Genomic DNA, 23900 nt, shown 5'->3' on the forward strand with positions numbered 1-23900 from the left:
GATACACGGTCTTCGCGAGCAGGCTCGCTCCCACAGGTTTTGTGACTTATCTGACAGAACTCAGGCGTTACCGGCCAACTTCATCCGCGCCGCCTGGGTGAAATCCAGCATCCGCTTCAACGGCCGAATCGCTTGGGGAATCAACGCCGGATCGACAAAGATCTCGTTCGTCCCTTCCTTCAAGCTCTTGAGCGTGCGCTCAAGGGTATTCATCGCCATCCACGGGCAATGTGCGCAACTGCGGCACGCTGCGCCGTTACCAGCCGTTGGGGCTTCGATGAAGACCTTGTCCGGGCACAGCTGCTGCATCTTGTAGAAGATACCGCGATCGGTGGCGACAATCAGGGTCTTGTTCGGCAGGCTCTGTGCTGCAGCGATCAACTGACTGGTGGAACCGACGGCATCCGCCAGTTCGATCACCGAGGTCGGCGACTCCGGGTGCACCAGAATAGCCGCGTCCGGGTACAGCGCCTTCATGTCTTCGAGCTGCTTGGACTTGAACTCTTCGTGAACGATGCAGGCACCGTCCCACAGCAACATGTCCGCACCGGTCTTGCGCTGGATGTAAGTGCCCAAATGTTTATCCGGGCCCCAGATGATCGTCTCGCCGTTATCCATCAGGCTTTCGACAATCTCCAGCGCGCAGCTTGAAGTCACTACCCAGTCGGCCCGGGCCTTAACCGCTGCCGAGGTGTTGGCATACACCACCACCGTGCGTTCCGGATGCTGATCGCAGAACGCCGAGAACTCGTCCACCGGGCAACCCAGGTCCAGCGAACACGTCGCTTCCAGGGTTGGCATCAGTACGCGTTTCTCGGGGTTGAGAATCTTCGCAGTCTCGCCCATGAACTTCACACCCGCGACCACTACGGTCTTGGCCGGATGGGCATTGCCGAAGCGCGCCATTTCCAGGGAGTCGGAGACGCAGCCACCGGTTTCTTCGGCCAGGGCCTGAATCACCGGATCGCAATAGAAGTGAGCAACCAGCACCGCGTCCTGAGCCTTGAGCTCGGCAGCGATGGCAGAACGGTAATAGGCCTCTTCCTCGGCGGTCAGCGGCTTGGGCTGCTTGGCGTCGAGGTGAGCTTGAACCAGTAGGCGTTCGGAAATTTGCGTCATGTTCGCAAGACCTGCGGGCGCTTTCGCGCGAAAGTCGAGTATACACCCGGCTCCGGACCGCTAATGGGTACCGCCGGGAGAGTGAGTAGTCATCAGGCACAACGTTGGAGCCGGGCAAGGCTACAGAATATCCCGTGGATGCAAAAGATGATTCTGACCTGCGTCACGCGGTGTAGCCCCGTGTTGAGCCGAGCTCAAATCGCGGGCAAAAAAAAATCCGGAAATCCTCACTTGCGTGGGCCTTCCAGACTTTTAAAACTGCTACAAAAATGGTGGGTCGTGTGGGATTCGAACCTACGACCAATTGGTTAAAAGCCAACTGCTCTACCAACTGAGCTAACGACCCGCTGTGTGGTGGCGCGTATAATACTGATTTTTAAGGACTATTCAACACCTAATTTGAAATAAATCAAAAATAAGGTGTTGGGTCGCTGATTCCGGCTGCTGCGAAGCCTTCTGCACGCAAGCGGCAGCTATCGCATTTGCCGCACGCATAGCCTTTATCGTCGGCCTGATAGCAGGAAACAGTCAGCCCGTAATCGACACCCAGCTTCACGCCCGCCTGGACGATCTGCGCTTTGCTCAGATTCTGCAGCGGCGCCTGGATACGGAAGCCGTTGCCCTCGACACCGGCCTTGGTCGCCAGGTTGGCCATGCGCTCGAAGGACTCGATGAACTCTGGACGGCAATCCGGGTAGCCGGAGTAGTCCACCGCGTTCACACCGATAAAGATGTCACGTGCGCCGAGCACTTCAGCCCAGCCCAGGGCCAGTGACAGAAACACCGTATTGCGCGCTGGCACATAGGTCACCGGGATACCTTCACCCGCCTCTTCCGGAATATCGATGCTGCTGTCGGTCAGTGCCGAGCCGCCCATACCGTCCAGGTTCAGACCGATCACCTTGTGCTCGATTACACCCAAGTCGCGAGCGACACGGGCAGCGGCGTGCAATTCAGCGTGAGAGCGCTGACCGTAATCGAAGCTCATGGTGTAGCAGGCGTAGCCTTCAGCCCGGGCCATGGCCACGACCGTTGCCGAGTCCAGACCGCCGGACAGCAGGATCACCGCACGTTTTTCGGTGGTGTTCAGTTGTTCAGTCATATCAGCGCCCCGGCTCGTCATTCCAAAGATATTTATGCAGCTGCAATTGCAGGCGCACTGGCAAATTGTCTGCCACCACCCAGTCAGCCAGATCCCGTGCATTGAGGTCATGGTGACTTGGCGAGAACAGGACTTCGCCGGCCCGTCGATCGAGACCGTACTGGATCAACTTGGACACAGCCCAGTCGTAGTCTTCCCGCGAGCAGATGACAAACTTCACCTGGTCGTTGGGCGTCAGCAGTTCGATGTTCTCATAGCGGTTGCGGTGCGCTTCTTTCGACCCCGGAGTCTTCAGGTCGACGACGCGACTGACCCGGGAATCTACCGCCGAGATGTCGAGCGCACCACTGGTTTCCAGTGACACTTCGTAACCGGCATCACACAACCGTTTGAGCAAAGGGATGGCATTGGGTTGCGCCAATGGCTCGCCGCCAGTGACACAAACATAGCGCGGACGGAAACCGGCCACTTGCTCGAGGATGTCGTCGAGGGGGCGAATGGTGCCGCCGGTGAACGCGTAAGCGCTGTCACAGTATTGGCAACGCAATGGGCAACCGGTCAGGCGCACAAAAACTGTGGGCAGCCCGGCAGTCCGCGTTTCACCCTGTAACGAGTAGAAAACTTCGGTGATTCTTAATGTGTCTTGCATAGTCGCCACGGGCGTAACAGCTAAACAGGCTGTCCGCCTCCGTCAGGCTCTTCAAGGAACCCCGCCAACGCGCGAATCCCAAAAAGCGTGTTTCAGAAAAAGGGCGTGAATTCTAACGAAAAAACCCGCGACAAGCGCGGGTTTCTTCAATTCGGATCAAGCAGCCTTACATGCGTTGCAGATCGCGTTGGGCCAGCTGAGCAGCGGAAGTGCCCGGATATTGGGACACGACCTGTTGCAGAATGCCTTTGACCTTGTCGGTATGACCCAGGCGGCGCTCTACATCAGCCAGCTTGTACAGCGAGTCAGGCACTTTGGCGTGCTTGGGGTACAGCTGCGAAACCTTGGCAAACGCCTGACCTGCACCTTGCAGATCACCTTTGGCCAAGTTGACTTCGCCCAACCAGTACTGGGCATTGCCCGCGTATTGGCTGTTCGGGTACTTGCGCAGGAAAGCGGCGAAAGCCTGGCTGGCCTTGTCGAAATCCTTGGCTTTGATCAGGTCGAAGGCTGCATCGTAATACAGTTTTTCCTTCGCCGGATCACCCGGTTCACTGCTGGCGGCCGGGGCTTGAGCGGCGGCCGCTCCTGCACCTGCACTGGCGCCTGCAGCGGCTGCTGCACCGGGGGCATTCAACGTGCCACCGGTGGAAGAATTATCAGGAGTCGCGGCTGGTGCAACGCCGGTTCCTATGCGCCGATCAAGATCCTGGTATCGCTCCAGGTTTTCTTGCTTCATGCGCGCTACATCATTTTGCAGAACTTCGATCACACCTTGTTGGCGTGAGATCTGCTCCTGCATGGATTGCAGTTGGTTGAACAGCTCGCCCTGTGCCGAGACAGGGGCCGAAACCCCTCCCCCGGCATAGGCGCCGTTCGTACCGTAACCCGCAGGCGGATAACTGCTCCCGCTATTGTTATAACCGGAGTTGTCATCGACCACAGGAACCGCAGCCCACACCGCAAGCGGTGCGAGACTGAGAGCCAGAACAGTTACAGCACGACGGCACGTTCGCATGACGAATTACTTACGCAGTTCGACGCGACGGTTTTGAGCCCAGGACTGCTCGTCGTTGCCGGTAGCAACTGGACGCTCTTCGCCGTAGGAAACCAGTTCCAGCTGAGCTGGGGAAACACCTTGCAGTACCAGGTAGCGCTGAACGGCTTTCGCACGACGCTCGCCCAGTGCCATGTTGTACTCACGAGTACCACGTTCGTCGGTGTTGCCTTCCAGAACAACGCGAGCGCCGTTTGCTTTCAGGTCTTTAGCGTGAACATCCAGAGCGCGCATGGCTTCTGGCTTCAGGTCCGAGCTATCGTATTCGAAGTAGAAAGTGGTGATTGCGCGCAGAGCAGCTTCTTCGCTCAGGGAGCCGTCAACTGCACCAGTGTTAGCGCCGTAACCAGCGTTTGGATCAACAGCGCCTTCACCGGCATTGTCGCCGCCTTTGGACGAGCAACCTACAGCTACAGCCATGGCCAGAGCCAGCGCAGCAAATTTACCAAACTTCAGCATTTCCATCGTGAAACTCCTAATGAACCCCAGTGTGTTAAGTAAAACGTGTAGCGCCGCGTCAGTTCAGGTAAGGGGACCAGGAAGGTTCTCTGACTTCGCCTTGTGCGGTAGGAAGCGGGAGCCTTACGCGTCCATTAATGGACACGAGCATCAAGACTCCCCGGCCCTGCTGGCGGGTGGCGTAGATTACCATGGTGCCGTTGGGCGCAACAGTAGGCGACTCGTCCAGAGTGCTATCAGTGAGGATTTTTACGCTTCCGCGCTGCAAATCCTGGGCCGCCACCTTGAAATTAGTGAAGCCATCCTGGCGGTGAATCATCACCAGGGTCTTTTCATCGGCCGAAAGTTTCGGGTTGGCGTTGTAGTTACCGATGAAAGTCACGCGTTCCGCACCGCCACCACCGACGCTGGTCTTGTAGATTTGTGGCTTGCCGCCACGGTCGGAGGTGAAGTAAATGGTCGAACCATCTTTACCCCAGAACGGTTCGGTGTTGATGCCGGGACCGTTGGTGACACGGGAGATCTGACGCGAACCCAGGTTCATCACGTAGATATCCGGGTTGCCGTCTTTCGACAGCACGAACGCCAGGCGATTGCCATCCGGCGACCAGGCTGGCGCGCCATTCAGGCCTTCGAAGTTGGTGATCTGCTCACGGCGACCGGTGTCGATGTTCTGCATGAAGATGCGCGGGCGTTTCTGCTCGAACGAAACATAAGCGATGCGCTTGCCATCCGGTGCGAAACGCGGCGACAGGATTGGCTCGCGCGATTGCAACAGGGTCACGGCACGGGCACCGTCATAGTCCGAACGTTGCAGCGTGTAGCGCGTGTTCTTCTCGGAGAAACGCTCGGCCGTCACGTACAGCAGGCGTGTCGAGAACGCACCTTTAATACCGGTGAGCTTTTCGAATGACTGATCAGCGATGTAGTGCGCCATGTCACGCAGTTGATCGACGCTGCCCGACACGCTGCCGGTCAGCACTTGCTGCTCGGTGGCGACGTTGAACAGTGCGTACTGAACCTGCAGGCGACCGCCCGCCGGAACAATGCTACCGACCATGATGTACTGGGCGCTGATCGCCTTCCAGTCACGGAAAATGATTTCGCTGGCCTGGCTCGGCTGGCTGATCATTTGCTGCTTTGGAATCGGCGAGTAGTAGCCCGAGTTGCGCAAATCGTTACCAATGATTTCGGCCATGTCGTCCGGCAGGACAGTGCCGCCCTGGAAGCCGAACGGCACTACCGCAATCGGAGTAGCCCGATCACTGCCGCTGGTGACCAGAATGTTTTTTTCATCTGCTACCGCCATCCCTGCCAGGCAGCAGATAACGACAAGCATTCCTCGAAGAAGGTTTCTCACAAGGCTAGATCCTCAGGTGTGAATGTCATCTTGAATGAACGATACGGAGCGAAATCGCTCGGCTTCATTCCCTGCATTTCTGTCAAACGTCCAATATTCTTGACCGCAGCCACGGCAGACGAGTCAAACGGACCATCGCCACTGGACTTGGAAACGCTGACCGAAGTCACCGTACCGTCCGGCAACATGCCGATTTGCAACACGACCGTCATGCCTTTGCGTGCCGAAGGTGGACGAGCCCAGCCTTCCGCTGCACGAGCACGAATCAGGTCATCGAAACTGCCGGCGACTTCATCGCCCTGCTCATCGGCCAACGCCTGCTGACGCTCCGGCTTATCGGAAAGCAAATCTGCCAAGGCCTGGGCCTTTTTGTCTTCGGTCGATTTACGTGCCGCATCCTGCGATTTCTTCTTCGCAGCATCGGCAGCAGCTTTCTTCTTCGCTTCGTCGGCGACTTTCTTCTTCGCCTCTTCAGCTTCAGCTTTCTTCTTGGCGTCGTCCGCGGCTTTCTTCTTCGCGTCTTCGACGATCTTTTTCTTCGCTTCTTCAGCGGCCGCTTTCTTGGCCTCTTCTTCAGCTGCCTTCTTGGCTTCTTCTTCAGATTTCTTCTTGGCTATATCAGCCAATTGTTTCTCTTCGGCCTTTTTGGCTTCGGCGGTCTTCTTGGCTTCGTCGGCTTTCTTGGCTTCATCAGCCTTTTTCGCTTCCTCAGACTTCTTGGACTCGTCGGCCTTCTTGGCTTCCTCGGCTTTTTGAGCCGCTTCTTCTTTCTTTTGTTCCGCAGCCTTTACCGCTTCCTGCTCGACCTTTTTCTGTTCCATCTGTTCGACTTCGGTCTGGCGCGCAGCAGACTTCACCGCTTCACCCGCAATCTTCTGATTGGTCTGGGTGGTCGCCCGACTTTTCGATTTCAGCTGGTACAAGGTCGCCTGGACAATCGGCTTGGCCGGCGGCAACTCAGGCGTCATGGCGAAACTGACGAACAGCATGCCGAAAACCAGCACGTGCAAGCCAATCGCCCAGACACTAGGCCAGAAGTAGCTTTCCGAGGCTGTTGGCTCTCGTTGTTGCTGCATCAGGGCGCCTCGGTAATCAAGCCAACATTACCGACTCCGGCCTTCTGCAACCCGCCCATGGCGCCCATGACCGAACCATAGTCGACGGTCTTGTCGCCACGAATGAAGACTTGGGTGTGCTTGCCGTTTTCGTTACCGGCGCTGATGATTTTGGTCACGGCGCTGGTCATCTGCGGCAAGGTCATGGCCTTGTCTTGCTGCTTGTCGGTGTCGACTTCGCTGCCAAGGTTCCAGTAGTAGGTCTTGTCAGACTTGATCGAAATGGTCAGGACCTGGGTGTTGTTGTCCTGCGGCAAGGCTTCGCTGGAAACCTTGGGCAGATCAACTTTCACGCCCTGATTGAGCATCGGCGCGGTCACCATGAAGATGACCAGCAGTACCAGCATCACGTCGATGTAAGGCACTACGTTCATCTCGGCGACCGGCTTGCGCTTTTTGCGAGCTCGAGCGATTAAAGCCATTGGAAATTACCTGCTTATTCTTCGCTGGTGTGCACTTTGCGGTGCAGGATCGCCTGGAATTCGTCGGCGAAGGTGTAGTAACGGCTCAGCAGGGTTTCGCTGCGGGCAGCAAAACGGTTGTAAGCGATAACGGCCGGGATGGCTGCGAACAGGCCGATGGCGGTGGCCACCAGTGCTTCGGCGATGCCCGGGGCCACGGTGGCCAGGGTCGCTTGCTGGGCAGTTGCCAGGCCACGGAAGGAGTTCATGATGCCCCAGACTGTACCAAACAGACCGATGTACGGGCTGACGGAACCGACAGTGGCGAGGAACGGCAAGCTCTGCTCGAGCTTTTCTTCTTCGCGGGAAATGGCCACGCGCATGGCACGGGCCACGCCTTCCATGACCGCTTCCGGGTCAACGCCTGGCTGCTGGCGCAGACGGGAGAATTCCTTGAAGCCGGCACGGAAGATCTGCTCGACGCCCGAATCCGGGTCAGGGTTGCTGCCGGCCTGACGGTAGAGTTTGGACAGGTCGATACCCGACCAGAAGCGCTCTTCAAAGCTCTCCAGGGCACGTCGACCGGCGCGCAGCAAGTTGCTGCGCTGAAAGATCATGATCCATGAGGTCACCGATGCGGCTACCAGAATCAGCATTACCAACTGCACCACGACGCTGGCATTGCTGACCAGGCTCCACATGGAGGAATGGTCGACGACGTTAGCTTCCACGCTTTATCTCCTGCTTTGAGTGTGTACCCGCGCCGCTCACGTCGGCAAAGGCCGCACGTAGAGCTTCGGGAATGGCCCGGGGTTTCAAACTGTTAGTGCGCACACAGGCCACCAAAAACTGCCCTTCACAGAGCAGCGCATTATCCGTAGCCCGCCTGACCTGCTGTTTAAAGCGCAGGCTGACACGGTTCAATTCGATTACTTCAGCGCTTACCAGCAGTTCGTCGTCCAGTCGCGCCGGCGCGTGGTATCGCGCTTCGCTGGAATGCACGACGAACAACAGGTCCTCCCCTGCCAGCTGGGATTGGGCAAAGCCCAGTTCCCGGAGCCGCTCGGTTCGAGCCCGTTCCATAAACTTGAGGTAATTAACGTAATACACGATGCCGCCCGCATCGGTGTCCTCGTAATAAACGCGACAACGATGTGCGAAAGGCTCAAGCCCGTTTTGCGCGCGCATACTCTAGTGCTTACTCCTCAGGTTGCCAATCCGGCGAGGCAACTGTTTTTCATTGTTCTGCGGCTTTCTAGTGAAAGATTCGTCATGTGAGCCCCTAGGACCACACAAACGCTCAATCGATCAGCCCCCAAACGTTAATTAATCGTCTACTGCATCGAGAAACTCGTCTACCACAGGCATATCGCCCAATCGTGACGGAATGTTTAAACCGAAATGCAGGTACGCATGCCGGGTCACTACCCTCCCCCGCGGTGTTCGCATGATGTAGCCCTGCTGGATGAGGTAGGGCTCCAGCACGTCCTCAATGGTGTGGCGTTCTTCGCTGATGGCCGCCGCAAGGCTGTCTACGCCTACCGGGCCACCGTCGAACTTCTCGATCATGGTCAACAACAGACGCCGGTCCTGGTGATCGAAGCCACGCTCGTCGACATCCAGCAGATTCAAGGCCAGGTCGGCGATCGGTTTGGTGATGTGGCCCTTGGCACGCACTTCGGCGAAATCCCGCACCCGGCGCAGCAGACGGTTGGCGATCCGCGGGGTGCCACGGGCGCGGCGAGCGATTTCGAAGGCGCCCTCCGGGTCCAGCGGCAAGCCGAGAATGCTCGCAGAACGGCTGACAATCGTCGCCAGGTCAGCGGTGCTGTAGAACTCCAGGCGCTGGACAATCCCGAAACGGTCGCGCAACGGGTTGGTCAGCATACCGGCCCGGGTGGTGGCGCCGACCAGGGTGAACGGCGGCAGATCCAGCTTGATCGAACGCGCGGCAGGCCCTTCGCCGATCATGATGTCGAGCTGGAAATCTTCCATGGCCGGGTACAGCACTTCTTCGACAATCGGCGACAGCCGATGGATTTCGTCGATGAACAGCACGTCATGGGGCTCAAGATTGGTCAGCAGCGCCGCCAGATCACCCGGACGCTCAAGGACCGGGCCCGAGGTGCTTTTGATCGATACGCCCATTTCCTGGGCGATGATATTGGCGAGCGTGGTTTTACCCAGGCCCGGCGGACCGAAGATCAGCGTGTGGTCCAGGGATTCGCTGCGGCCACGGGCGGCCTGGATGAACAACTCCATTTGCTCGCGAACGGTCGGCTGGCCAATGTACTCGGCCAAACTGAGGGGACGAATCGCCCGGTCCTGGACTTCCTCGCGGTCGCGGGGGCCAGGCGTGGCGGCAATCAGACGATCAGCTTCAATCACTTAAATCATTCCCTTCAGGGCACGGCGAATCAGGTCTTCACTGCTCAAGCCTTTCTCCTTGATCGAGGTAATCGCCTTGCTGGCTTCCTGCGGCTTGTAGCCCAGGGAGACCAGCGCGCTGATCGCATCACTCTCGGCGGTGACCGCCGGGGCTGGCGCTTCCGGGCCACCAGGCTGGTTGGGCACCAGAGCGAACATCGCCGGCACGGTTTCCCAGGCCTTGAAGCGGTCCTTGAGTTCCACCAGCAGGCGCTCGGCAGTCTTCTTGCCCACGCCCGGCACCTTGGTCAGCGCCGAGGTGTCCTGAGACTGCACGCAACGCACCAGCTCATCGACTTCCAGGCTCGACATCAAGGCCAGGGCCAATTTCGGCCCTACACCATTGAGACGGATCAACTCGCGAAAAAAGTCTCGCTCACGCTTGCTGTAGAAGCCATAGAGTAACTGCGCGTCTTCGCGTACGACTAAATGGGTGTGCAAGGTCAGCGGTTCACCGACCGACGGCAAGCGATACAGCGTGGTCATGGGGACTTCCAGCTCATACCCCAGGCCGTTTACATCCAGAATCAGGTGCGGCGGCTGTTTCTCAGCCAGGGTGCCGCGCAAGCGTCCAATCACGTTTCGAATCCTTGAGCGTTGGCCAGCCCGAGGCCAGCGACTGACAGAGCAAGGGTTTTGCGCCGACAACACAGGCGCAAAACCCTCATCCCGTAAAAATGATTGCTGATGCTATCAGAGACGCAGGCGCCCGCCACGACTGCGTGCCGTCCCCAGGCCATGAGGCAACAGGCTGGAACGGGTGTGAGCATGACAAATCGCAATGGCCAGGGCATCCGAGGCGTCGATTTGCGGCTTGCTGGTCAATTTGAGCATATGCATGACCATCATTTGTACCTGCTCTTTATTCGCCGCGCCGGTGCCGGTCACTGCCTGCTTGACCTGGGTCGCGGTGTATTCGGCGATTTCAAGGCTTTCTTCGGCGCCGGCGACGATGGCTGCACCGCGTGCCTGGCCCAGTTTCAGCGCAGAGTCGGCGTTGCGGGCCATGAAGACTTTTTCGATGCCCATGGTCGTCGGGCCGTAGGTCTGGATCACTTCACGCACGCCGCGATAGACAATTTGCAGACGTTCATGCAACTCGCCGGAGCCGGTGCGGATGCAGCCCGAGGCCACGTAGACGCAGCCACGCCCGGTATCGCGTACCACGCCATAACCGGTGATGCGCGAACCGGGGTCGATACCAAGGATTAAAGTCATAACGCCTGCGGGTTAAGTAAAAGCAAGATATCCAATACACCAAATAAAATGTGGGAGCGAGCCTGCTCGCGAAAGCGGTTTCATATTCAGCAACGATGTTGCCTGAAAATCCGCATTCGCGAGCAGGCTCGCTCCCACATTGAATCCTGATCGCCCTTAGCTGAGCTGTGCAGCAACCGACTCCGGAATGTCCGCGTTGGAGTAGACGTTCTGCACGTCATCCAGGTCTTCCAGCATGTCGATCAGCTTGAGCACCTTCTCGGCGCCGTCCAGGTCCAGTTCGGCACTGGTCGTCGGCAGCATCACGATTTCGGCGTCATCGCCTTTGAAACCGGCGGTTTCCAGGGCGTTACGCACCGAGTAAAAACCGGCGAACGAAGTGAACACGTCAATCGAGCCGTCTTCGTGGGTGACCACGTCATCGGCATCGGCTTCCATCGCCGCTTCCATCAGCGCATCTTCATCGACGCCCGGCGCGAAGGAAATCTGCCCCTTGCGTTCGAACAGATAGGCCACCGAACCATCAGTGCCCAGGTTGCCGCCGCACTTGCTGAACGCATGGCGAACCGCGGCTGCGGTGCGGTTACGGTTGTCGGTCATGCACTCGACCATCACCGCCACACCGCCCGGGCCGTAGCCTTCATAGCTGAGCTCGACCATGTCGTCGGTATCGGCAGCGCCAGCACCGCGGGCGACTGCGCGATCAATGATGTCGCGGCTCATGTTCGCACCAAGGGCCTTGTCCAGCGCCAGGCGCAGTCGCGGGTTGGAACCTGGATCACCGCCGCCTTGACGGGCCGCAACAGTCAGCTCACGAATCCACTTGGTGAAAATCTTGCCCTTCTTGGCATCCTGACGTTCTTTGCGGTGCTTGATGTTCGCCCACTTGGAATGACCCGCCATATCTCGCTCCGAATTCTCTTTGAAACATTGCCCGCTGCGCATTGAGCGCCAGCCAGCAACAAAAAAATCTCGACCTGTAAAAAAGGCGCATCCCATAAGGATGCGCCTTCAGGGTCAGTCTTACTCAGCCTTTGGCGTTTCGCGCAGACGAATGTGCAATTCGCGCAATGCCTTGGCATCGACAGCACCCGGTGCCTGAGTCATGACGTCAGCCGCGCTCTGGGTTTTCGGGAACGCGATCACTTCACGGATCGACTGGGCGCCGGTCATCAGCATCACCAGACGGTCCAGACCGAAGGCCAGACCACCGTGGGGCGGCGCGCCGTATTTCAGGGCGTCGAGCAGGAAGCCGAATTTCTCTTCCTGTTCCGCTTCATTGATACCCAACAGACGGAACACGGTCTGCTGCATTTCCTTGCGGTGGATACGGATCGAACCGCCACCCAGTTCGGTGCCGTTCAGGACCATGTCGTAGGCACGGGACAGTGCGGTCGCCGGGTTGGCTTCCAGCTCTTCCGGGGTGCACTTCGGCGCGGTGAACGGGTGGTGCAATGCGGTGAAGCTGCCGTCGTCGTTCTCTTCGAACATCGGGAAGTCGACGACCCACATTGGCGCCCACTTGCAGGTCAGCAGGTCCAGGTCGTTGCCGACCTTGATCCGCAACGCGCCCAGGGCTTCGCTGACGATCTTGGCTTTGTCGGCACCGAAGAACACGATGTCGCCGTCAACCGCGCCAACGCGATCGAGGATCACATTGAGGTTGGCTTCAGGGATGTTCTTGACGATAGGCGACTGCAGGCCTTCGACGCCTTTGGCGCGCTCGTTGACCTTGATGTACGCCAGGCCCTTGGCACCGTAGATGCCGACGAACTTGGTGTAGTCGTCGATCTGCTTGCGCGGCATGCTCGCCGCGCCCGGAACACGCAGGGCAGCAATGCGGCATTTCGGATCGTTGGCCGGGCCGCTGAACACTTTGAAGTCGACGTCTTTGAGTTGGTCTTCAACGTCAACCAGTTCCAGCGGGTTACGCAGGTCCGGCTTGTCGGAACCGTAACGGCGCATGGCTTCTTCGAAGGTCATGTGCGGGAAATCGCCGAATTCCAGATCCAGCACTTCCTTGAACAGGTTGCGGATCATTTGTTCGGTGATGGCCATGATCTCTTTTTCATCGAGGAAGCTGGTCTCGATGTCGATCTGGGTGAATTCCGGCTGACGGTCGGCGCGCAGGTCTTCGTCACGGAAGCACTTGGCGATCTGGTAGTAACGGTCGAAGCCGGCAACCATCAGCAGTTGCTTGAACAGCTGTGGCGATTGCGGCAAGGCGAAGAAGGAACCGGCGTGAGTACGGCTCGGCACCAGGTAATCGCGAGCGCCTTCTGGCGTGGCACGGGTCAGGATCGGCGTCTCGACATCGAGGAAGCCGTTCTCGTCGAGGAAGCGACGGATGCTGGTGGTCATGCGCGAACGCAGGCGCAGCTTCTCGAGCATTTCCGGGCGACGCAGGTCGAGGAAGCGATAGCGCAGGCGGGTTTCTTCGCCGACGTCGGAGAACTCGTTGAGCGGGAACGGCGGGGTTTCCGATTCATTCAGTACTTCAAGCTCGTAGCCCAGCACTTCGATCATGCCTGACGCCATGTTGGCGTTGGTGGCACCGGCCGGACGCAGGCGTACCTTGCCGGTGATCTTAACGACGTATTCGCTGCGCACGCGATCAGCGGCGGCGAAGCTCTCGGCGCGGTCCGGATCGAATACCACTTGGGCCAGGCCGTCACGATCACGGATATCGAGGAAAATCACCCCGCCGTGGTCACGGCGACGGTGTACCCAACCGCAAAGAGTAATTTCCTGGCCTTCCAGGGCTTCGTTCAGCTGGCCGCAATAATGGCTGCGCATCATGGTAGTGGTTTCACTTCTCGTAATCGAAATTCGGTTGGAGGCCTTGCAGCAGATGCAAGAGCTCACGCGTGTCGTTCAACTCAGGTTCCAGACCTTAGTCAGCTTTGTCGCCGCCGGCCAGATTCTTCTTGGAACCGGTCTTGAAGTCGGTTTCATACCAGCCGGTGCCGCTGAGGCGGAAACCTGGCATGGACAGCATCTTCTTGAGCTCTGGTGCCTGGCACGCAGGGCAGTCGACCAGCGGTGCTGCGCTGATCTTTTGAATGGCTTCCAACTGATGACCACAGGAAGCACATTGATAGTCGTACATCGGCATGGGGTTGTCTCGGCGATCAGGATTGCTACCGCTTACGCTGGGTTTTGCGGCAAAGAGCGGGATTATATCCATTAAATGCAGCCTGTGCAGCCGTAAGACTGCACAGACTGACATACCACCCGTTCCTGGCCGAAACAGGCGAGCCAAGCATTACTTCAGGCTGTGTACGACACAGACGACGCGCACCAGCCCGGTGAAATTCTTCACCCCGCCGTGACGCAAATGCACTTCACGATCCACGTGGGACAACAGCGCACTGACCGAGCAACCATTAAGCGTGGCCATTTCGTTGAGGATTTCCCAGTAGACCTGCTCAAGCCGCAGGCAGGTCGCAAAACCGTTCAAGCGCACCGATCGGGATAAAGGCCTGGCCAGCCCCATATCGAATTCACTGACGAACGGATCAATCTTTACCGCCTGTTGCGCGCCGAGCCTCCACTCGCTCCGACTTTCTCCATGAACCATAGCGTTGACACTCCTTTGTCAGCCTTGATTTTTTATAAGAGCCATCTCCTCTTTCCTTATAAAAACGCAGGCGCAAAGTTATATCCAGATGACTTTATGACCATCTGCGTAGGATAAGCCAACAACTGAGTGAGGATCATGGAGCCGGTCCTACGCCGGACCGTTTCCTACGAAACCCGGGATATTTTCTTCAACTGAAACGGCATTTTTCTGCGTGAAAAACCGCGTGCGAACAACACCCCCGGCGTTATTCGCACACTGGCGTGGTTACTGATCCAAAAGCGAACGCAACATCCACGCGGTTTTTTCATGGACCTGCATACGCTGGGTCAACAAGTCCGCCGTGGGTTCGTCGCTGACCTTGTCCAGCAACGGGAAGATCCCGCGCGCCGTCCGGGTCACCGCTTCCTGCCCGTCGACCAGCTGCTTGATCATGTCTTCGGCGCTGGGTACGCCCTCTTCCTCCTTAATAGAAGAAAGACGGGCATACACCGAATAGGCGCCGGGCGCCGGAAAACCCAGTGCGCGAATGCGCTCGGCGATCGAATCGACCGCCAGGGCCAACTCGTTATATTGCTCCTCGAACATCAAGTGCAGGGTCCGAAACATCGGGCCCGTGACGTTCCAGTGGAAGTTATGGGTTTTCAAATACAGCACATAAGTGTCCGACAACAGACGCGACAGCCCGTCGACGATGGACTTGCGGTCCTCTTCACTGATACCGATATCGATTGCCATGCTTACCCCCTAAAGGTGATGAAATTCATCCGACAAGTGCAGGACCACTGTAGCAAGGCTATCCACACCCTGCCGCCCTGGATGGCCAGTCGACCTGCGACAAATCGCCCATGGGGGCACCGCCGGACTGCCTGATTTGAGTAGCCGCAGGCTTTGCTGTTAAATAGGCAGCGTGTCGCTATGCCCCTATTTTTCCGGGCGCAGCGCATAGGCTGGTAGCGGGTACGTGTCCACCGCCTCTTATTGTTCTGAAGCGGACCGTGCTCAATCAGCTCTTCCTTGTGATCCGTCTTAACGTGAGTCAATCAAAATGTTGAAAATCGTCCACCTGCTAATGGGCGCAGCAGCCTTGCTGCTGTCCTTCTTCCCTAGCTTGCAACCCGAAGCTGTTCCTTACCTGCAACAACCCGATGCGCTGTACCTGGCCTTTTTCGGCCTGCTCAACCTGACCCTCGCTCCGGTTATCCCATACTGGAACAAAGGTCCTCGTCACCAACTGCAAAACCTGGTCAGCGCCCTGCTGATCCTGGCCGTTGTCCTGCAAACCCTGACACTGATCGCGAAGATGCCTTTTATTGCCGGCCAACCTTCCGTTCTGTTCAGCCTGTTGACTGCCGTGGTCGCAGTCCTTCTGCACCTGACCATCAGCTTCTACAAATCGTCACCGGCCGCCTCTTCGCCAAGCTATGACATGAGCAACCGCGATACTGGCACCGTCAAGTGGTTCAACACTTCCAAAGGCTTCGGCTTTATCTCCCGGGATTCCGGCGATGATATTTTCGTGCACTTCCGGGCCATTCGTGGCGAAGGACACCGCGTCCTGGTCGAAGGCCAGCGCGTGGAATTCTCCGTCATGAATCGCGACAAAGGCCTGCAAGCCGAAGATGTGATTGCCGCATTGCCCCGTCGCTGATCCCGAGCGATAAAAAAACCGCGAACAGCCTGGCTGTTCGCGGTTTTTTATTGCCCGGCGTTTAGCCGGCGAACTCAATGCCTTTGACTCAGTAGTGCGGCGGTGGCGCCTCTTCTTCAGAAGACTCGAACTGGCCGACCATTTCTTCCTGGCGCCGCAGCAGCGCGGCCATTTGCAGTTGCAGGCGCTCGACCACCCGCTGTTGCGTCACCAGAATATCGTTCAATGACTGAATGGTGTCGTCCTGGAACGCCAGTTGGCTTTCCAGATCGTTGACGCGTTCTTCCAGGCTCATGGCTCAGCCCTCCAGAAACGTGAAGTGATCGGTCAACACCAGTCGCAGCCGTTCACGAATCACCGCGACCTGCTCGGCACTGTAGGGCTTGGCTGGGTGTTTGCCCCAGACCGGTGCCGGCCAGGCAGCGTCCTCGCGTTTGCGCACAATCACATGCATGTGCAACTGGCTGACGACGTTGCCCAGGGCTGCGACATTCAGCTTGTCGGCGTCGAACGAGTCCTTGAGCATTTCCGCCAGGGCGGTGGTTTCCTGCCACAGCTGCTGCTGATCGGCGACATCTAACTGAAACAACTCGCTGATATCTTCGCGGCGCGGTACCAGGATGAACCAGGGGTAGTTGGAATCATTGGACAAGAGCAACCGGCAGAGAGGGAAATCGCCGATCAGTAACGTGTCTTGTTGAAGTCGTGAATCTAAAGCGAACACTGTGCGCACTCCCGCCGGTTTCATCATTTTCAGCTTAGCGCCCCTCAATAGAGGCTGCGCGCCAAGCGACAGGACGGCAGCATACCTGCGAATGCGCCGCGCTTCACGACGAACCTTGGTCTCCATCCACCCGATTTATTCCGCCGAGCGGGAACGCGCCCCGACATAAGACATTTTTCACTCGAGCGCACCAATACAGAACCGAGGCGATGACAAAAAACGCTGAAGTGACCGATAAATACTCGTCTGTTCGCAGGTTGCTGATCGCCGCGCTGTATGAATTCAGCACAGCGATTAAAATTTTTTGCACCAAAACCGCACATCACGTCTACGCTGAGATCGTCGGGGATCCGCCGATTACTCACTTTCGGGGTGAACCGGTAACGTTTTTTGTGGTCGCGCAATTGTCATGACGGCGCAACACCATGCAATGAACGGCGTCAAGTGCAAACAAAACGCGCTTGAAACCCCCGGTTTTATGAGGTTTTTACAGCAGCGAACGGGCCTTCAGAAAAAAACAGCTACAGAATTCTGATTTGAGCACGCTTGTTGCATTCACACCCATATCGCCTACAAAGCGTCCGCTGGAAGTGGAAGCTTTTAGGCAAATAAAAACAGCGGCAGGGTTGCCCGATGGAGATTCAAACGTTTCACCAGGGACTCTTTTTACCGGTGCTCAAAGCTTGGAAAACAACGCTAAAGTTGTCAATCCGCTTGCATTGGGGCAGTGAATTTGCGACATCTACCAAGCCATTTGCGACAGGGTCGTAAAGAAGCTGAAAGGTTAGATACGCAAGTATCGCCAACATTGTCGGCGTGATATAAGTTTGCGCCGACACAAAAAGAAAGAGCCGCCCAGATAATAAAACAGGTGGGACGGCAGTACTCTTCTAAAACCAAAGGAGCAAATCACGATGCGCGTGATGAAGTGGAGCATGATCGCACTGGCAGTTGCAGCAGCAGCCAGTACTCAATTGGCTACGGCCGCACCTTTCGTAAGCGACCAGTCGGAAGCCAAAGGCTTTGTAGAAGACGCCAAGTTGGACTTGCTGGTTCGTAACTACTACTACAACCGGAACAAGAAAGACGGCGCAGTCGATGACAAAGACTGGACCCAGGGCATCCAGGGCATGTTCAGCTCGGGTTACACCCAAGGTACTGTTGGTGTCGGTGTTGAAGCCTGGGGTCAACTGGCGATCAAACTGGACGGTGAAGACAAATACTCCGGTTCGGGCAACCTGAGCACCAACTCTCGGGGCGAGAACGACGACAGCCAAGGCAAAGCAGGCGCAGCCGTCAAGTTCCGCGTCTCTAAAACCGAGCTGAAACTCGGTGATATGCAGCCAAGCACTTCTCCAGTGTTCGCTGTTGGCGGCTCGCGTATCCTTCATCAAACCGCCAGCGGTATTCAGTTGCAGAGCAGCGAAGTCAAAGACCTTGACCTCGAAGCCGGCCACTTCTACTCGGCGACCAGCCAGGACCGCAACGCCCGTGACGGCGACCTGTGGGCTACCTACGCTGGCGTGCAAGCCAACTCCATCGACTACTTCGGTGGCAAGTACGGCATCAACGAAAACCTGTCCGCGTCGCTGTACGGTGCCAAGCTGGAAGACGTCTGGAACCAGTACTACGGCAACCTGAACTACACCATTCCAATGGGTGGCGATCAGTCGGTTAACCTGGACGGTAACATCTACCGTACTACTGATACCGGCAGCGCTAAAGCTGGCGACATCAGCAACACTGCGTACTCCCTGGCTGCTGCTTTCTCGTTCCTGAAAGCGCACACCCTGACCGTAGCCTTCCAGAAGGTTAACGGCGATACCCCGTTCGACTACATCGGTGTGGGTAAAAACAACCGCGGCGGCGACTCGATTTTCCTCGCCAACTCCATCCAGTACTCTGACTTCAACGCCCCTGGCGAGAAGTCTGCCCAGGTTCGTTATGACCTGAAAATGGCTGAGTACGGCGTTCCTGGTCTGAGCTTCATGACCCGTTACGTGAAAGGTTGGGACATCGACGGTACCAACACTCCGTCGAACAGCACCTACACTGGCCTGTACGGCGCAGATGGCAAACACCACGAAACAAACGTGGAAGCCAAATACGTAGTTCAAGCTGGCCCGGCCAAAGACTTGTCGTTCCGCATCCGTCAAGCATGGCACCGCGCCAATGCTGACGAAGGCGAAGGCAGCATTGACGAGTTCCGCCTGATCGTTGACTACCCACTGTCGATCATGTAATCGCAGTTGGTTAGTTAGTAAGCATAAAAAAGGCCCATCTTCGGATGGGCCTTTTTTTATTACTATTGCACAGCACTTTAATGATTAGCTTGCTACTCAATTAGCCTGACCGTTAAGTCAGGCATTAGTAGAACTCATCTCAATTCACCGATGCTTCCTGAACCACACGAATAACTCGCTGCGGGAACGGAATATCGATACCGGCAGTTTTCAAACGATCACGGGACTGTTCATTGAACATGAACATCACATCCCAGTAATCTGCAGTCTTCACCCACACTCGCAGGGACACAGTAATCGAACTGTCGCCCAGGGTAGAAATCACGGCTTGTGGCGCAGGTTCCGCCAGGATGCGTTCATCTATGGCCAGTTCCAGCAACACTTCGCGGGCCTTCTGCAAGTCCGCTTCGTAGTCCACGCCTACATCGAACACAACTTTACGGGTTGGCTGACGGTTGGTGTTGGTAATGATGCCGTTCGACAGGCTGCCGTTCGGGACAATGATGGTTTTGTTGTCCCCGGTGCGCAGCACGGTGTGGAAAATCTGAATGGCGTCAACCGTACCGGCTACACCTTGCGCTTCAATCCAGTCACCGATGCGGAACGGGCGGAACAGCAGAATCAGCACACCGCCGGCGAAGTTTGTCAGGCTGCCCTGCAACGCCATACCAATGGCAAAGCTCGCCGCAGCGATGGCAGCAACGAACGAGGTGGTTTCAATACCGATCATCGAAGCGACGCTGACAATCAGCAACACCTTGAGAATGATGTTGGCCACGTTACTGATAAAGCTTTGCAGCGCCAGGTCGGCGCTACGCAAGGCCAGCAAGCCGCCGAGCTTTTGCGTGACCTTATTGATCAGCCACCAGCCGATGCCCAGGGTAATCACCGCCAGCAGCACACGGCTGCCGTACTCCATGATCATCGGGATCCAGGCTTGAGACGCCTTGACCAGATTGTCTACTTCAGCATTCAAATCCATCTACTTTCTCCTGATTTCCGGCCATCCGGCACGCGAAACATTAGCGGCATAAAGGGTTTGTCGAGTTGAGCCCAATCCCTGTGGGAGCGAGCTTGCTCGCGATTGCGGTGTGTCATTCAACAATGATGTCGACTGATACGCCCTCATCGCGAGCAAGCTCGCTCCCACAGTTCCAGCGTTGCAAGGTCAATCGCGGAAGTTGTTGAACTGCAGCGGCATGTCGAACGTCTTGGCGCGCAGGGCCGCGATGGCTTCCTGCAAATCGTCGCGCTTCTTGCCGGTGATGCGCACTTGCTCGCCCTGAATGGAGGCCTGGACCTTGAGCTTGGCGTCCTTGACGTGAGCGACGATTTTCTTTGCCAGCTCTTTGTCGATGCCTTCCTTGAGGACGGCTTCCTGCTTCATCAGCTTGCCCGACGCATAGGCATCTTTGACTTCCAGGCACTGCACATCGATCTTGCGCTTGACCAGGGACAGCTTGAGGATCTCGATCATCGCTTCGAGCTGGAAATCGGCTTCAGCGGTCAGGTTGACGGTCAGGTCCTTTTCCTTGAACTCGAAGGTGCCCTTGCCTTTCAGGTCATAACGACGATCGAGTTCCTTGACGGCGTTCTCGACCGCGTTGGTGACTTCGTGTTTGTCCAGTTCGGATACCACGTCGAACGACGGCATGTAGTTTCTCCAATAAAAAGGCGCGCTCGATCACGACGGCGCGCGCTTGGCTTGCGGTTAAAATCGGGCTCATTATAACGGGTCTTTCCCCACCGATACTGCGAGCCTCACATGCCAGCCTCAAACCGAGCAAAAAGCTGATGTCCACGACCTGGCATGTTCTGGGCGCCGGAAGCCTTGGCACGTTGTGGGCCACCCGCCTGGCCCGGGCCGGCGTTCCAGTGCGCTTGATTGTGCGCGATGAGCAACGCTTGCAGGCGTACCGGGCGGCCGGTGGTCTGACGCTGGTGGAGCACGGCGAAGCAAAAACCTACGACATTCCCGGCGAGACCGCTGACAGCAGTGAGCCGATCAACCGCCTGCTGGTCGCCTGCAAAGCCTATGACGCCGTGCAAGCCGTGGCCCGACTGGCAGCGCGTCTGGCGCCTGGCGCCGAGCTGATTCTGTTGCAGAACGGCCTCGGCAGTCAGGATGCGGTCGCCGCACAGGTGCCCCAGGCGCGCTGCATCAGCGCTTCGAGCACCGAAGGCGCGTTTCGCGATGGCGACTGGCGCGTGGTGTTCGCCGGCCATGGCTACACCTGGCTGGGGGATGCCGGTCATCCGGTAGCCCCCATCTGGCTTGAAGACTTGGCGGCGGCCGGGATTCCCCACGAATGGAGTACCGACATCCTCACCCGTCTGTGGCGAAAACTCGCGCTCAATTGTGCGATTAATCCGCTGACCGTACTGCACGACTGTCGCAATGGTGGTTTGCAGCAGCACCATTGCGAAGTGGCCACCCTCTGCGCCGAACTGACGGAACTGCTGGAGCGTTGCGGTCAACCGGCTGCCGCCGAAGATCTGCAACAGGAAGTGGAACGGGTGATCCAGGCCACCGCCGCCAATTACTCCTCGATGTACCAGGACGTGGCCAATCAGCGCCGCACCGAAATCAGCTATCTATTGGGCCATGTCTGCAAAGTCGCGGCGCGGCACCAGTTGAATCTGCCGCATCTCAATCAGCTTGAGGCCAGGTTGACCGCCCATCTGCACAGCCTTGGATTGCCCAGCGACTAAGCAGCGGCTACGCTGGCCACTTGTTCCTTTGCAGCGATGAACCTGATGCCACTGCGCCAGCGCCTCGAAAACCTCCCTGTCGGCCAGAAACTGCTGGCTGCCCTGCTGGTGCTGTTGATCACCGTCCTGCTGGTCGCCAACCTGACCTTTATCAGCGCCGCATACTACATTTCCCAGGAAAGCATGGCGCCCCAGGCCCTGCAGACCATTGGCCGGCTGGTTTCCAACCCGAGCCTGGTGTCCGAAGCGCTGAAGTCGCCGCAAAGCGCCGAGCGCCTGCTCAACGAACTCAACAGCTATTCACCGTTGCGGGCCGCCGCGCTGTATGACGGTGACGGCGTGCGCCTGGCGCAGTTGCAGCACGGCGAAAAGCTCAAGCTGCCGGAGCGCTACCGACATATCGAAGCGTGGCAGGCCACGGAGTTTCGCAGCAATCAAATCATTACCCTGCCCCGCCCCGGCACCGAGCCGGGTCACTTGCTGCTGGTGGCGAGCAGCGAACTGCCGGTGGCGTTCTACACCGGCACCCTGACCGCGAGCCTGGGCATCCTGATCTTCAGCGTGCTGCTGTGGCTGGTGATCGCCCGGCAGATCAAACGCCTGATCACCCGGCCGATTCATGAACTCGAAGAGCTGTCCCGACAAGTCACCCGGGAAGAGAACTACGCCCTGCGTGCCTCTCGCGGCAACCACGACGAAATCGGCAGCCTCGCCGAGGCGTTCAACACCATGCTTTCGCGCATTGAAGCCCGGGAGCAGCAGCTCAAGCGCGCCCGGGACGACTCCCAGGCCGCTTACGATCAGGCCCAGGGTCTGGCGGAAGAAACCCGCCACACCAACCGCAAGCTGGAACTGGAAGTTCAGGTACGGAGCAAAATCGAGAAGAAACTCACCGGTTTCCAGAATTACCTCAACAGCATCATCGACTCCATGCCGTCGGCCCTGATCGCCCTCGACGAACAGCTTTACGTGACCCAGTGGAATCAGGAGGCCAGCGCCCTGTCCGGCACGCGCCTGGATGAAGCGCTGAACCAGCCGATCTTCCTGGCGTTCGAACCACTCAAGCCATTCCTGCCGCAACTCAAGCAAACCGTCGAGCAGCACACCGTGGCCAAGATCGAGCGGGTGACCTGGTTCAAGGACGATGAAGCCAAGCACTACGCTTTGACGTTCTATCCGCTGATGGGCGGCGCCGGGCGTGGCGTGGTGATCAGGATCGACGACATCACCCAGCGCCTGTCCCTGGAAGAGATGATGGTGCAGTCGGAAAAAATGCTCTCCGTCGGTGGCCTCGCCGCCGGTATGGCCCACGAAATCAACAACCCGCTGGGCGCGATCCTGCACAACGTGCAAAACATCCGCCGACGGCTGTCCCCGGACCTGCCGAAAAACCTGGAGCAGGCCGAGCACGTCGGCATCGAGCTGGAAACAGTCAACCAGTACCTGCAAGCCCGGGAAGTCCCGCAGTTGCTCGATGGCATTCAGCAAGCCGGGGCGCGGGCGGCGAAGATCGTCACGCACATGCTCAGTTTCAGCCGGCGCAGCACCCGTCAGATGGCGCCGTGCGACCTGCCGGCGCTGATTGATCAAGCGGTGGAAATCGCCGGTAACGACTTTGACCTGGCCATCGGTTTCGACTTCAAGGGCCAAGCGATCATTCGTCAGTTCGATCCAGCGCTGGGCCCGGTACCCGGCACCGCCAACGAACTGGAACAGGTGCTGCTCAATCTGTTGAAAAACGCCGCCCAGGCCATTCATCAACGGGAAGACGATCGCGAACCGGGGCGCATCATCCTGCGCACCAAACTCAATCCACCCTGGGCGGAAATCCAGGTCGAGGACAACGGCATTGGCATGAGCGAAAACGTGCGAAAACGCACGTTCGAGCCGTTCTTCACCACCAAGGAAATCGGCCAGGGCACCGGCCTCGGGTTGTCGGTTTCGTATTTCATCATCACCAACAATCACAAGGGTCAGATGGAAGTGCAATCGACCCTCGGCCAAGGCACGTGCTTCACCTTGCGCCTGCCGTTGGCGGGCACCCCGCTCGTCTCCCAAGAACTCAATCAGTTATCGAGGTAAC

At 57.7% G+C, this 23900-nt stretch carries 26 protein-coding genes and 1 tRNA gene; 4 read left to right on the plus strand and 23 right to left on the minus strand.

Annotated elements, in window-relative coordinates; genetic code table 11:
• Nucleotides 1–60: 60 nt before the first annotated feature.
• The 19 genes from nadA to BK667_RS15565 form a co-directional block, all read right to left on the minus strand.
• Nucleotides 61–1119, minus strand: coding sequence for a quinolinate synthase NadA (gene nadA / locus BK667_RS15475; protein ID WP_016773509.1), 1059 nt, complete (start codon nucleotides 1117–1119; stop codon nucleotides 61–63).
• A gap of 270 nt (nucleotides 1120–1389) precedes the next feature.
• Nucleotides 1390–1465, minus strand: a tRNA-Lys gene (locus tag BK667_RS15480).
• Between the two features lie 63 nt (nucleotides 1466–1528).
• Nucleotides 1529–2221 (minus strand): 7-cyano-7-deazaguanine synthase QueC, encoded by a 693-nt coding sequence (queC, locus tag BK667_RS15485; protein ID WP_123409280.1) that lies wholly within the window; start codon nucleotides 2219–2221, stop codon nucleotides 1529–1531.
• Between the two features lies 1 nt (nucleotide 2222).
• Complete coding sequence (gene queE, locus BK667_RS15490) at nucleotides 2223–2870, minus strand: 7-carboxy-7-deazaguanine synthase QueE (protein ID WP_059406078.1); 648 nt, start codon at nucleotides 2868–2870, stop codon at nucleotides 2223–2225.
• A gap of 166 nt (nucleotides 2871–3036) precedes the next feature.
• Nucleotides 3037–3888 (minus strand): tol-pal system protein YbgF, encoded by an 852-nt coding sequence (gene ybgF, locus BK667_RS15495; RefSeq protein ID WP_123508530.1) that lies wholly within the window; start codon nucleotides 3886–3888, stop codon nucleotides 3037–3039.
• Nucleotides 3889–3894: 6 nt separating this feature from the next.
• Nucleotides 3895–4392, minus strand: a complete 498-nt coding sequence (gene pal / locus BK667_RS15500; RefSeq protein WP_003178634.1) for a peptidoglycan-associated lipoprotein Pal — start codon at nucleotides 4390–4392, stop codon at nucleotides 3895–3897.
• Between the two features lie 52 nt (nucleotides 4393–4444).
• Entirely contained in the window at nucleotides 4445–5695 is a 1251-nt protein-coding gene (tolB, locus tag BK667_RS15505) for a Tol-Pal system beta propeller repeat protein TolB (protein ID WP_054044985.1), read from the minus strand.
• A 47-nt stretch (nucleotides 5696–5742) separates the two neighbouring features.
• Nucleotides 5743–6822, minus strand: a complete 1080-nt coding sequence (gene tolA, locus BK667_RS15510; protein WP_123508531.1) for a cell envelope integrity protein TolA — start codon at nucleotides 6820–6822, stop codon at nucleotides 5743–5745.
• On the minus strand, nucleotides 6822–7274 hold the full coding sequence (tolR, locus tag BK667_RS15515) for a protein TolR (protein WP_161807657.1): 453 nt from the start codon (nucleotides 7272–7274) through the stop codon (nucleotides 6822–6824). The genes tolA and tolR overlap by 1 nt, the downstream gene beginning before the upstream one ends.
• 23 nt (nucleotides 7275–7297) lie before the next feature.
• Nucleotides 7298–7993, minus strand: coding sequence for a protein TolQ (gene tolQ / locus BK667_RS15520; protein WP_054044990.1), 696 nt, complete (start codon nucleotides 7991–7993; stop codon nucleotides 7298–7300).
• Nucleotides 7983–8450 carry a tol-pal system-associated acyl-CoA thioesterase gene (ybgC, locus tag BK667_RS15525; RefSeq protein WP_054044992.1) on the minus strand — a complete coding sequence of 156 codons (468 nt, stop codon included), beginning with the start codon at nucleotides 8448–8450 and terminating at the stop codon, nucleotides 7983–7985. The genes tolQ and ybgC overlap by 11 nt, the downstream gene beginning before the upstream one ends.
• A gap of 138 nt (nucleotides 8451–8588) precedes the next feature.
• A complete protein-coding gene (gene ruvB / locus BK667_RS15530) occupies nucleotides 8589–9650 on the minus strand; it encodes a Holliday junction branch migration DNA helicase RuvB (RefSeq protein ID WP_123508532.1) in 1062 nt (353 codons plus the stop codon).
• Nucleotides 9651–10268 carry a Holliday junction branch migration protein RuvA gene (ruvA, locus tag BK667_RS15535; RefSeq protein ID WP_123508533.1) on the minus strand — a complete coding sequence of 206 codons (618 nt, stop codon included), beginning with the start codon at nucleotides 10266–10268 and terminating at the stop codon, nucleotides 9651–9653. It abuts the gene before it with no gap.
• 114 nt (nucleotides 10269–10382) lie between these two features.
• Nucleotides 10383–10907 (minus strand): crossover junction endodeoxyribonuclease RuvC, encoded by a 525-nt coding sequence (gene ruvC, locus BK667_RS15540; protein WP_054044997.1) that lies wholly within the window; start codon nucleotides 10905–10907, stop codon nucleotides 10383–10385.
• A gap of 156 nt (nucleotides 10908–11063) precedes the next feature.
• Nucleotides 11064–11810, minus strand: coding sequence for a YebC/PmpR family DNA-binding transcriptional regulator (locus BK667_RS15545; RefSeq protein ID WP_123508534.1), 747 nt, complete (start codon nucleotides 11808–11810; stop codon nucleotides 11064–11066).
• A gap of 120 nt (nucleotides 11811–11930) precedes the next feature.
• Nucleotides 11931–13706, minus strand: a complete 1776-nt coding sequence (gene aspS / locus BK667_RS15550) for an aspartate--tRNA ligase (protein WP_123409285.1) — start codon at nucleotides 13704–13706, stop codon at nucleotides 11931–11933.
• Between the two features lie 94 nt (nucleotides 13707–13800).
• Nucleotides 13801–14022, minus strand: a complete 222-nt coding sequence (locus tag BK667_RS15555; protein ID WP_010457489.1) for an FmdB family zinc ribbon protein — start codon at nucleotides 14020–14022, stop codon at nucleotides 13801–13803.
• 150 nt (nucleotides 14023–14172) lie between these two features.
• Nucleotides 14173–14487 (minus strand): ribbon-helix-helix domain-containing protein, encoded by a 315-nt coding sequence (locus tag BK667_RS15560; protein WP_123598144.1) that lies wholly within the window; start codon nucleotides 14485–14487, stop codon nucleotides 14173–14175.
• Between the two features lie 267 nt (nucleotides 14488–14754).
• Entirely contained in the window at nucleotides 14755–15225 is a 471-nt protein-coding gene (locus BK667_RS15565) for a Dps family protein (protein ID WP_054045005.1), read from the minus strand.
• Nucleotides 15226–15535: 310 nt separating this feature from the next.
• On the opposite strand from BK667_RS15565, the gene BK667_RS33845 reads away from it, so the two are divergent.
• Nucleotides 15536–16138 (plus strand): cold-shock protein, encoded by a 603-nt coding sequence (locus tag BK667_RS33845; RefSeq protein WP_123508536.1) that lies wholly within the window; start codon nucleotides 15536–15538, stop codon nucleotides 16136–16138.
• A gap of 88 nt (nucleotides 16139–16226) precedes the next feature.
• On the opposite strand, the gene BK667_RS15575 is transcribed toward BK667_RS33845, so the two are convergent.
• Both BK667_RS15575 and BK667_RS15580 read right to left on the minus strand, forming a co-directional pair.
• The gene (locus BK667_RS15575; RefSeq protein ID WP_123598145.1) at nucleotides 16227–16433 is read right to left on the minus strand and encodes a SlyX family protein; all 207 of its coding nucleotides are present in this window, start codon (nucleotides 16431–16433) and stop codon (nucleotides 16227–16229) included.
• Between the two features lie 3 nt (nucleotides 16434–16436).
• Nucleotides 16437–16862 (minus strand): HIT family protein, encoded by a 426-nt coding sequence (locus BK667_RS15580; protein WP_123598155.1) that lies wholly within the window; start codon nucleotides 16860–16862, stop codon nucleotides 16437–16439.
• A gap of 914 nt (nucleotides 16863–17776) precedes the next feature.
• On the opposite strand from BK667_RS15580, the gene BK667_RS15590 reads away from it, so the two are divergent.
• Nucleotides 17777–19105, plus strand: coding sequence for an OprD family porin (locus tag BK667_RS15590; RefSeq protein WP_123598147.1), 1329 nt, complete (start codon nucleotides 17777–17779; stop codon nucleotides 19103–19105).
• 139 nt (nucleotides 19106–19244) lie between these two features.
• Here the strand turns inward: BK667_RS15590 and BK667_RS15595 are convergent, their stop codons facing one another.
• Nucleotides 19245–20087: a mechanosensitive ion channel family protein gene (locus tag BK667_RS15595; RefSeq protein ID WP_123598148.1), complete on the minus strand. Its 843-nt coding sequence runs from the start codon at nucleotides 20085–20087 to the stop codon at nucleotides 19245–19247.
• 186 nt (nucleotides 20088–20273) lie between these two features.
• On the minus strand, nucleotides 20274–20759 hold the full coding sequence (locus BK667_RS15605; protein WP_054045015.1) for a YajQ family cyclic di-GMP-binding protein: 486 nt from the start codon (nucleotides 20757–20759) through the stop codon (nucleotides 20274–20276).
• A 140-nt stretch (nucleotides 20760–20899) separates the two neighbouring features.
• Between BK667_RS15605 and BK667_RS15610 the strand changes: the two genes are divergently transcribed.
• Together BK667_RS15610 and BK667_RS15615 are read left to right on the plus strand one after the other, a co-directional pair.
• On the plus strand, nucleotides 20900–21817 hold the full coding sequence (locus BK667_RS15610; RefSeq protein WP_123598149.1) for a putative 2-dehydropantoate 2-reductase: 918 nt from the start codon (nucleotides 20900–20902) through the stop codon (nucleotides 21815–21817).
• Nucleotides 21818–21862: 45 nt separating this feature from the next.
• On the plus strand, nucleotides 21863–23899 hold the full coding sequence (locus BK667_RS15615) for a sensor histidine kinase (protein WP_123508581.1): 2037 nt from the start codon (nucleotides 21863–21865) through the stop codon (nucleotides 23897–23899).
• Nucleotide 23900 lies beyond the last annotated feature (1 nt).

The organism is Pseudomonas frederiksbergensis (genome assembly GCF_003732705.1).
Classification (GTDB): Bacteria; Pseudomonadota; Gammaproteobacteria; order Pseudomonadales; family Pseudomonadaceae; genus Aquipseudomonas; species Aquipseudomonas frederiksbergensis_F.